At 57.1% G+C, this 10,261-nt stretch carries 4 protein-coding genes and 2 pseudogenes; 5 read left to right on the top strand and 1 reads right to left on the bottom strand.

The features are described from left to right. Window positions 1–1,985: 1,985 nt before the first annotated feature. Window positions 1,986–3,391, bottom strand: a pseudogene (locus AC0L2J_RS34210) (AMP-binding protein). A gap of 1,335 nt (window positions 3,392–4,726) precedes the next feature. Between AC0L2J_RS34210 and AC0L2J_RS34205 the strand changes: the two are divergent. The 5 genes and pseudogenes from AC0L2J_RS34205 to AC0L2J_RS34185 all read left to right on the top strand — a co-directional run. Further along, the gene (locus AC0L2J_RS34205) at window positions 4,727–6,616 is read left to right on the top strand and encodes an IucA/IucC family protein (RefSeq protein WP_473395905.1); all 1,890 of its coding nucleotides are present in this window, start codon (window positions 4,727–4,729) and stop codon (window positions 6,614–6,616) included. Window positions 6,617–7,390: 774 nt separating this feature from the next. After that, window positions 7,391–7,893: pseudogene (locus tag AC0L2J_RS34200) on the top strand (IS256 family transposase); the annotation flags it as partial. 24 nt (window positions 7,894–7,917) lie between these two features. Further along, window positions 7,918–8,367: a CoA transferase gene (locus tag AC0L2J_RS34195; protein ID WP_473395907.1), complete on the top strand. Its 450-nt coding sequence runs from the start codon at window positions 7,918–7,920 to the stop codon at window positions 8,365–8,367. A 335-nt stretch (window positions 8,368–8,702) separates the two neighbouring features. Continuing rightward, window positions 8,703–10,187, top strand: coding sequence for an alkaline phosphatase family protein (locus AC0L2J_RS34190; protein WP_473395904.1), 1,485 nt, complete (start codon window positions 8,703–8,705; stop codon window positions 10,185–10,187). Next, on the top strand, window positions 10,187–10,261 hold a 75-nt coding region (locus AC0L2J_RS34185), incomplete at its 3' end, for a transposase (protein WP_473395906.1). The genes AC0L2J_RS34190 and AC0L2J_RS34185, both read left to right, overlap by 1 nt.

Genomic DNA, 10,261 nt, shown 5'->3' with positions numbered 1-10,261 from the left:
GTCTGCCCGTTCACGCATCACTCGCACTTGGGCGCAGGCGCGGAGATGACGCGGGTTACCCTCGGAAACAGCCGGGTACGGGAAAGCCGCCCGCCCGGATCTGTGAGGGCGAAAGCCAAATGGCTGAGTTACTCGACCACAGCCCGCGTACCCTCGGCGCTTTCACACCTTTAGCTTCATGTGCAGAATTGTCTCTCCACTAGAAAAGGTAGTGTCTCGCCTGTTTAATGTAGTCGATAGTCAATCACGGCCTGCGCGCGGCGCGCTCTTCGTGAATCAGAATAGCGCCGACTCTTATCACGGTTACGTTTCGAGGCGAGGAACGAGGCTAGGCAAGAATCAGGAGGATGAGTCGCGCTTGCTTCCGTGACGATCGGAAAGCGCTCCGGGGAGACCAGGTGAGGTTCTGTGTTCGAACTCGTGTCGCTTCTCCGGTCCAATCCGCTCAAAAACCGCAGCAAAGGAGTATTACTTTGGAATATGCGATGACTGAGGACGAGCCCTCCCATATGACAACCTGGAAGCACGGTTGGCGCCCCAAAAAATTGGTGCCGCGACGGAGCTCTGCCAGAGAGTACTGAGCATTTGTGCAGTTCAGAGTGACGGTCACCGCAGGGCTATCTGAAAATGCCTCGGCCCTCGTTGAACTAGCTTTGGGTGGCAGTAGCTCCAGTTCCAATCGTGTTCACTGTATTCAACAATCAATGCAAATGGCACCGCGGCCAGTCCGGTTCACACCCGGTTCATCAGTTTACGTCCGGCCACTAAGTCGCCGGGTCGTTTAGTGTGCCCTGTTGGCCATCATGCGGAACATTGTACAACTTCTATGACAAAGAATTACTCCGAAATATGCGTCTCCAGTTGTGATGTGCCCATAATTTATGTTGGTAGGAACTGCCGGGGCAACTGGATTGCGCGCTCAGAGACCGGAGCTTTCGGGGGTGTGTTCTTGACGCGCCGGCACGCGCTCAAATATGCGCTTGCAAAGAATGGCCGGCGTCGGGGGTCGGTTGTCGAACTTTCATCCATAATCGAACTGGACATTGCCCTAGGACCAAGAAAAAAAGCGCGATTTTTGTAAGCAGCAATTTCGATAACTGACATTTGTTAAATCTGCTTGAGTACGGGACATATCTTCTCCGCCGGGCATGTCCGCTTTCGGAGCGTAAGACCGCGTAGACGCTTCCAGCGAGTAACGCATTCCCATTCGGAAGCGATCTGTTTTTCGACGTCCTGTGACTTCATTAGATCGCGCTTGCTTCATCGTTAGCTATTGCGCAATAAACGAAGCAAGCAACACTGTTCTTCCATAGACGATCGAGGGCCATCTGCATATTTAATCCGAGTCGCCCCCTCGGTCCGTGCCGGAGACCCGCTATTCTATCGCTATTTGAGCGCGCGTTCGCCCAGACTTATCGGATCGTGCGGGTTATCAAGCGTTCGTTCGAACTCTCGGGGCGATAAAGAACCTGCCCGCTTGCATAATTCAAGCGAAAGACTTCCCACAGGATGAGCACCGCCGGCAGGGTCAGCATCTTGAACCGCGAACTGGCCTGATTTGGGAACGGATCCGAGTTGACCTCAGACAATCACGCTCTAACGTTTCTCGTTCCATGCATCAAAGGACGACGCGCCTCCTAGCATTGGATGCAGTCGGGCGTCTCTGCACACCGTCCGGGCCACGTCTGAGGCTCATGCTCGACAGCTTGCATACCGCCCCGACCCAGCGAAACAAAGCCTACACGCGAACTGGCGTAGATCGGTTGGGCTCCGAAGGCGGGCTGTGGTTGCGTCGCGGGAACGTCTGAGGCGTGCCTCTCCAGAGACGAAACTGCGCGCTTCTTTGGCATAAATAACCTGCTCTCGGCGCATAAGTGCACGGCTCATGCACCCGTTGCGAAAAATCACCGAGAGCGGTCCGTCCATTGCTGACTTTTTCAACTAGCGATCCTGCCGAGCGCAAGAACGCTCTGTTACTCGCCGGTTTATATTTGTCTTCCCGAGTGCTTCCCATACCGTTCGCGTAAGCGGCGCTTGAATACCTTGCCCGAGTCTTCGCGCGGGAGCCATCTGTCCTGACCTCGAGATACTTGGGGGTCCTAAAGCCAGCGAGAGAGCTCTTCAGCCCCTCCCGAATCTCAGGCACGTCCAGTGTAGCTCCCGACCGGGGCTCGATCACTCCAATCAGCACCAAGATCCCTCATCGGAAATCCCGAACACGGCGCAGTCTTGCACGCGTGGCAGCCCGAGCAACACCGCCTCTATCTCGGCCGGGTAAATGTTGACTCCGCCCGAGATCACCATGTCGTGCTTGCGATCGCAGAGGAAGAGATAGCCATCGGAATCGATATATTCAACGTCCCCGCATGTGATGAATCCGCTGCGCTCGATTTCGGCGCGTTTGGGCGAAAGTCTACCGACCGTGCCGGGCTTCTTCAATGCGTCCCCAGGGGTCGCAAACGTCACCACGCCTGCTTCAGTCGAGCCGTAGAACTCATAGTTGATCGGTCCCCATCAGTCGATCATGGCGCGTTTGATATCAGGAGGGCAGGGAGCCGCCACATGCACGACATGGCGTAATGAAGATAAGTCGTATTTGTTTCGGACAACCTTAGGAAGCATTAGAACGCGATTGAACATAGTGGCGACCACAAGTGCGGTGTCGATCTTATGAGTTTCGACGAGTCGAAGAAACCCCTCGGCCACAAAACGTGGCATCAGCACCAGTGCCCCGTCAAGCCTGCTCAAGTGAATATGAAAAAATGCGGAGCGGAGTGATGAAGTGGCCGCGGCAACAGCGCTCGCTTCCCAGTACCATAAATCATTGCGCGCATATCGTTTAGCGCGGCCGTCTGCTCAGCCGTCGGTGCGGTGCGCCGTACCCCTTTAGGGCGGCCGGTGCCAGATGTGTAGATCATGCTCATGGGCTGGGATACTGCCGGCCCATCATAGTGCGGCTGCTCGGCGAGCCAGCATTCGAAATCGAGGGCGAACGTGGGCTTTGACAGGCGACTGGGGTCAATGTTGTAGGCCGCGACTATTTCAGGTGGTGTCGAGATGCTCAGCGCAGTAATGCTCTTCGGAATTGGCGCTGCAACTGATGCAAGAGATCCGCATGGCCAATAAGCATTGATGTGCCGCAGTCGTGTGATATGAGAATAAATTCGGACGCCGTGTAATGCCAATTCACAGGTACGCAGTAGGCGCCGAGTCGCATGGTACCGTGGACCACTTCGACAAATGCGATGTCGTTATGCATAGGTAAGATGGTGCTATCGTCCTTGCCTACATTCAGCTGATCAAGCCCGCCAGCAGTGCGGCTTGCACGCTCAGCGACTTCGAAATGGCTTCGCCACCGTGTGCCAGAAAAGATCCCGGTGATCTGTTGCATTAGGGTTACCCCATGTGTTCTCGGAGCGTTGGAAATAGTAGGCTCCCATTCAACATGGAAATGCCGCTGCATTGAATCCAGCTTGTATTGAGTGTATTGTCTTGAACTATTAGGGTTGAACAGCGTCGACTGTATTCGCTGTGACCTTGATTTGCCTGCGAAAACCATTTGCCTGCGCACACGGCTCCCAGGAGAGTGTCAGACCTCGTTCCGCCGGCCAACCTACTTGTGTTAGTAGTTCGCTATGGCGAGGGCGGCTTATAGATGCTCAGGTCGCAGCGTCTATTAGACCTTTTGCTGCACGGAAGGTAAATGCGTGAGGGCTGCGAGCTGGATCGAGTTTAATTTAACCTGGCCTTTTTGGTGACCTGACATTTGACTAATGAGCGGTCACGGAAGGCGCGTAATCGAATGCGTGATTGAGGTCATAGGCTCGCTGCGTTCCCATGCCTATCGCAATTGAGAGCATCAGCGCTTCGGGCTATCTGCCATGCGGAATGAATGTGGCTTTGAGCATCCTTACGTCGCTTGGGAGCTCGAAAATCGAGTGTGATCCGTCTGACCAGTGCACATCCTGTCTATCCCCTTCAACTCACCTAATCGCTCGTCGGAGCACTTTGAGAAGTAATCGTCGGTAACTTGATGCTTGGGGCCCGCTTCAGGCACGTCCGGACCCAGTGCGCTCAAAATGTCAATCGCCTAGGCCATCTTTCAAAGAGGCACAGCCCAAGCTACGACCTATCTTGATTCTGGCGGTCCTTTTGGTCCAGACCGCACGGGCAGCGCAGGCCAGAAATACCTCGCAAACTCCAGGGATCATGCCGTCCGCACCGGACGGTCATCGGCTGCAAGTGCTATTCATGGACACCGGCGCCGCGGCCGCCATCAGATCCCAAACAGCAATCACGATCGCTGTGCCAAAGCTCGCATCGACCTACAATCGAACACTCAGCCATATGCCAGTGGGATCTGTTTGCCGCCTATCGTTTGGCGCCGGCAGGCAGCAAGTGTACCTCGGCAATACCCGCAAGAACGCGGCTTGGCTGGGCATCGTGCCAACCGGATCTGGTAGGCTAACCTAGACCTATACGATGATATTAATCCGCGGCTGAGACAACCGACCTAAGCAGGAAACTTGGAAGCCATGTTCAGACCCATCACCTAGTAAGCATTGCCACAGGAGAGATATCCTGTCGGCGGCATTAGCTTCTCGCCGTCGCGCCCCTTGAAGCTGTAGTCCCAAAATCAAGACACCTACAGTTCGCCTTCAACGTTGGCGGTGGGTCCGCCTTGGACGCTGTCCTATTTGTAGCCAATCGCCCGGAGAAAAGCCTGATGATCGAGAAAGCGTCTTCCTGCGTAAGTGTCGCAGCTCAGCCGCGAACCGCAAAACTGTTGCCACACGCATCGCGCAATGCGCTCAACCGATTGATCCGGTGCCTCTTCGCCGAACGTCTTCTCAATCCGGACGCATTGTTGTGGGCGTGTGGCGGGAAGCGAGCATGGCTCCCGCTTTGGCAGACACGCCGTGTACTGTATTTTGCTGAGTTGCGCCGGGCACCTCTCGGAACATTGCAAAACCGTGGTGCGCTCGAGCTGGTGGATGAGGCGGGCGTTTCCCTTAGAATCGATGACGCCGGTGATCTGATGGGCCGGATCGTGCCTGAATTGTCGATCTCGCCCTCATCTGATGGCGTTGAGCATTTCATACGCGACGTCGAGAATAGCATGCGAAACGACGCTTTGGCGCGAGGGCACCGGGAACACTGGAGCGACGAGCTAAGAAGTAAATTGGCCCGAACAGGTGCGGGGAGTTTGCTCGCATATCTAGAAAAGAACCTGCCGCCGCATGTCGCCGCAATAACCCTTGACCAGTGGGGGGCTTTGGAAGGGCACCCGTTCTACCCGGCATGGAAAGCAAGGTCCGGCCTGTCAGCCGAAGACGTCGCGGCTTTGTCGCCTGAATTCGGTGCTCGCGTTTTGGTCCGAGTCGCCGCGCTGCGCAAAGAATGGTGCTATGTTGAGCAGATGCCGCATGTGAAGAGCTATTCGGAGTGGTTCTCAGAACATTTCCCCGAGCTCTGGCACGACTGGGTTCATGAATTGAGTAAGCGCGGAAAGTCCTCGCAGGACTGGGTGCCTTTACCCGTACATAGCTGGCACCTTGACAAGTTTGTTCGCCGTGAATTTTCAGCGGAGATAACTTCTGGAGTGCTCGACCCGGAGGGCCCGGAGATCATGACACTACCTTCAATGTCGTTTCGCACAATGCTGCCTGACGCTAAGGAACCGAAGCCCTTTATCAAACTACCGGTGGCCATATGGATGACCAGCGAAGAGCGCAGTCTGCAAGCTAAGTCAATTTACATGGGGCCACGCCTCAGTACCCTAATTTCCGATATTCTGGCGAAAGATAAGGATCTTGCTGCCGATCTCGAGATCTTCCCGGAAGAATTGGGAGCTATCCTGCGTGATCCTGTGACAGGAGACGAGCATCGGGGACGCTTTCTGTCGGTTGTTTACCGGAGCTCACGCCCTCTGGCGCGAAGTGATGGGCTATTGCCGATCACCGTTGCAGCAATTTTAGCTCAAGGCGTGATGGATGATCGTCCGCTCGTCTGTGAGTTAATTGGTAGGACCGGCAATGAGACCGAAGCAGCCGTTGAGGCCTTCTTCCGTTCTTATTTAAGGACCGTCATCCCGCCGACACTCGCCATGTATCTGCTCTACGGAATCGCCCTTGAGGCACATCAGCAAAACAGTCTGGTGCTGTTTGACGGGGCCGGCCGTCCCAAAAAATTGCTCGTACGGGATTTCGGCGACGGCCGCAGCTTTTCGCCTCTGTTTAAGGAACGAGGGTACAGTCTCGAGCCCTTTGTTCGGACGGGGATCACGCCGACGACGTTTGTTGACGATATCAGTCTCGTCCGCTCATTCGTCATCGATTCCTGCTTCATTTGCCACCTGCATGAGGTCGCTCTTTGCCTCCACGACCATTACAACCTATCGGGAACCAGCCTCTGGCGGATATTAGGCGAAGAAACAGAGGCAGCGTTCGAGACTCTCAGGCCGCGCATGCTGTCTGACGCATTTTGGCTGCAGGAACGAAAGGAGTTCCTGGAAAAGCCATGGCCGACCCGTTCAGTTTTGCGGATGCATCTGGAACACTATCGCGACTGTCGAATCGAACATCGGTTGCCAAATCCGATCTCGGGCCCCCAATGAGACTGCTTCGGTCCGCTGAAAGCCATGCCTCCTCGAGGTGATAACGCAGGCATTACGTCTGCAGGCCGGAACGAGCCGCATCCATGGCCGGCTCAGCGAACATTCGACAAGTGGATACCTACGACATTAGTGGGCCGGCGTTCTCGTGCTGCTGACAATATGCGGCCCATATACGCGCGCTCGGTCCCCGCATCATAAGCCAATTGCGATTGCGGAGCACAAAATTTCGGGCCGCAAGCGCGCGTCAGTTGCATAACCTAGCGAGGGAAAAACCTCATTGGCGTCACGTAGGAGATCTTGTCTGTTGCAAAGATCAAGGCAGAGGGGCGGCCCGCCGGCTGCCTCGACTTGAAAGCTCAAGACGGTATGCTGCGCATCGAGACGCTGAGCTATCCGGGCGAGGTCCCTAACCGTCATTGCACATCGTTACTTTCCGGCGAAACACACCCCTGGGCGTTATGGGGCCATATTCCAATGATTTGGTGAGAATGTGCAGTTGCGCAGAGTAAAGTCAGATTCGACTTAAAGAGAGGTTTTCGGTCAGCAGTCGCTTCGATCCGGAAGAGCGCAACCTAGAGAATCGAAGTCATTTGCCTCCTTTCAAGTAGATCGTCCAATTCCTGGAGCCAAAGCGGCCGCTGGCCAAATAACTGTTGCTTTACCACCTCACTTGAGATGTGTGTTTCACTCTGCATGCTCGGAAAAGCCGGCCGCGTTCTGCTGAGACAATAGCCGCCCGCCTTAGTTGCGGCCCCGTCAAGCTTGCGTGTGTACCAGGTGTCGCGGCTGTGCGGCGAGATCGAGGACAAGGTGAAGGCCTTCCTCAATCGACCGATCGAGGGCGTTTCGCCGTATTTGTGGATCGACGGGACCTAAGGTGCGCCAAAACGGGCGCATCGTCCCGATCGCGGTGATCATCGCGGTTGGCGTCACAGCGATGGCCGGCGCGAGGTGCTCGGCATGGATATCGGCCCGTCCGAGGCCGAGACGTTCTGGACGGCGACCTGCGCAAGCTCGCGCGGCGCGGCCTGCGCAGCGCCAAGCTCGTCGTCTCCGACGCCCATGAGGGGATCAAGGCCACGGTCGGAAAGGTTCTCAACGCCTCCTGGCAATGCTGCCGCGTCCACTTCATGCGCAACGCGCTGGCGCATGCCGGCAACAGCGGCGGGCGTGTGGTCTCCGCATGCATCGCCACCGCCTTTGCCCAGGACGACGAAGCGGCACGGGCACAATGGCGGCGCATCGCCGATCAGCTCCGCCCCAAACTGCCGAAGCTCCACCCTCGACTGGTTAAGTTGTCGATGTCCGCGTTTGGCGCGGATAGCATTTATCGCGATTGTCGGGCTTACGGCTCGACTCTCGAACAGGGCTCTGGCTTGCCGGGAGTAGTCGGAAACTCCGACATGCCGCCCGTCATTAGCCATGTTGCCTTGGGAGATGCTATCGGCGGTTTGAACGGCTGCGCCGCGGTTCTGATCGCGCTGATTTGCGCCCGTGATGCCGGGCAAGGGCAGCTTTTTGACCGTGCCCAGATCGAATGCATGCTCCCATTTGCGGCGCCATGGCTCACTATCCACTCGATCGACCTTATGCCGCCGAAAAAGTACGGCAATCGACATCCGCAGTTCGTGCCGGCGGCTCCTTTCGATGCGCGGGCGAAGATAACTGGCTATAGTAGCCGCCACGGCCAGCGAAGGGATCGGACCTTATACCATTCGTGCGGCGGCGCCGACGTTGGGGCAGCACAATAGCGAGATCCTGACTGGCCTTCTCGAGCTCTCCAATAGCGGTGTTGCAGAGTTGGCGAGAGAAGGCATCATCGGGACGACAGTGCTCTGCGAGGGACGTTAAAGGCAAAGAGTGCGTCTTCAGGACAATCGACCCAGGTATTGTGTCCGGAAGCGGCTGTCATGTGTGATGATCGCGGCACGATTTCGCATCTTGGGCGAAAGTCGCGATGGGATCACGGAAAGGTTCACATGGACGGCGAAAGTGTCGGTGGCATAGTCTCACCCAGCCTGTCGCGGCGCTTCAAGTGAGCAGCCGCGGGCACCCTTGAAACATATAGCTAAGCGAGCATGCCATTATGTCAGATCGATCAGGTCCAAACCGCGTTGTCATCGTGCTATTTGGCGGGCTTCGGCCCGATCTGATTAGTCGATCGCTAACGCCGAACCTGGATAGACTCAAGCGCCGCGGTGCTACGCTAGCGCGGCAGCGCACCATCTATCCCAGCGAGAACCGGATTTCACTGACCAGCCTCATCACTGGCGCGACGCCGGATCGTCATGGCATTGTCGGCAACAGGTTTCTCGACCGCGTGGCCGCAGCGCCGCGCTTGATCGATACGAGCGACGACCGCCTGGTCGAGGACCTCGATGCCGCGAGCGGCGGCCATCTGGTCGGCGCGCCGTCGCTGGGCGAGATACTCGCGGCGAACGGCAAGACGTTTGCGGTTCTCGCCTCGAATTCGGCCGGAGCAACTCGCATGCTGAACCACAAGGCTCGATCCCTGAGCCAAGTGACGCTCTCGGGTCATTTCGCTCGCGTCGCGACGTCGGCCGCAATGCTCGAAAGGGTCGAGGCCCTGCTTGGGCCGACGCCCGCGCCGACACCTCTCGGTACGCCGGATCTTGCCGCTCAATCCTTTCTAACTTCGGCGTTGCTCGACGAGGTCTGGCCTCAAATTCAGCCCGATGTCGCAATTCTCTCCTTCGGCGAGCCCGATACCTCGTCGCATTATTGCGGAATTGGCGCGACGCCGACGCTGGAGGCGATCCGCTTTCTCGACCGCCAGTTCGGCCGGGTGCTTGATTGGTGGGAATCTGAAGGGGCGCCCAAGGGCGTGCATCTTATCGTTGCATCCGATCATGGCCATGTCACGGTGCACGCGCAGGCTGATCTCTTGGACACGTTGAAGGCGGCTGGGATGCGTTGTGGCCAAGTGCCAGGACCGGGAATCGATGCCGTCGTCATATCGGGTCAGGTTGGCGCCATTTACCTGACGGAGCCATCCGACCGCGCCATCAGCCGCTCGGTTGCGGCAATGATGGAACGCCCTTGGTGCGGACCGGTTTTTACGGCGGCTAAGAGCGGGCAGGATGGCATCGCCCCAGGTAGCCTTGCCCGTCATCTGGTCTTTGCCGATCATCCCCGGTCGGCTGACATATTGTTTTCGTTTCGCGGAGACGATGGTCTCGATTCCTTTGGCTTTCCCGGCCGCTGCTGGAGCCCGGATTCGCCGGTTGGGCTCGGTGTGCACGGCGGGCTGCACGCCAAGGAAATGTCGTCGCTCGGCATCCTAGCGGGCCCATTGATCAGAAGCGGCCTGGAATCGCATGTACCTTCAGGTATCTGCGACTTTGCGCCGACGGTGCTCAGCCTGCTTGGCATTTCGCGACCGTCCACGATGACCGGCCGCGTCCTCGCGGAGGCCCTCATCTTTGGTGCAGAGGATCCTCCAGCCATCGAGACGGTTCATAAGGCGAGAGCCGGTGGATACCGGCAGGTCCTGCGTCGCGTGCAGGTCGGCGCGACAATCTACGTCGATTCGGCGGATGCTTCTTCATGATGCAGAGACGGAAGTTCAGTCGAGAGTTCAAGGTGGAGGCGGTCAAGCTTGTCAGGGAACGCGGGGTCTCGGTG

It is taken from the genome of Bradyrhizobium sp. MV1.5, assembly GCF_055807615.1.
The sequence above is the reverse complement of the archived record's forward strand: the minus strand, read 5'-3'. Positions and strand labels throughout refer to the sequence as shown.

What these genes read in the sequence shown, in the direction of transcription:
- AC0L2J_RS34205 (WP_473395905.1), top strand. Translation starts at nt 4,727, where the DNA reads ATGATCGAGAAAGCGTCTTCCTGCGTAAGTGTCGCAGCTCAGCCGCGA.
- AC0L2J_RS34195 (WP_473395907.1), top strand. Translation starts at nt 7,918, where the DNA reads ATGTCCGCGTTTGGCGCGGATAGCATTTATCGCGATTGTCGGGCTTAC.
- AC0L2J_RS34190 (WP_473395904.1), top strand. Translation starts at nt 8,703, where the DNA reads ATGTCAGATCGATCAGGTCCAAACCGCGTTGTCATCGTGCTATTTGGC.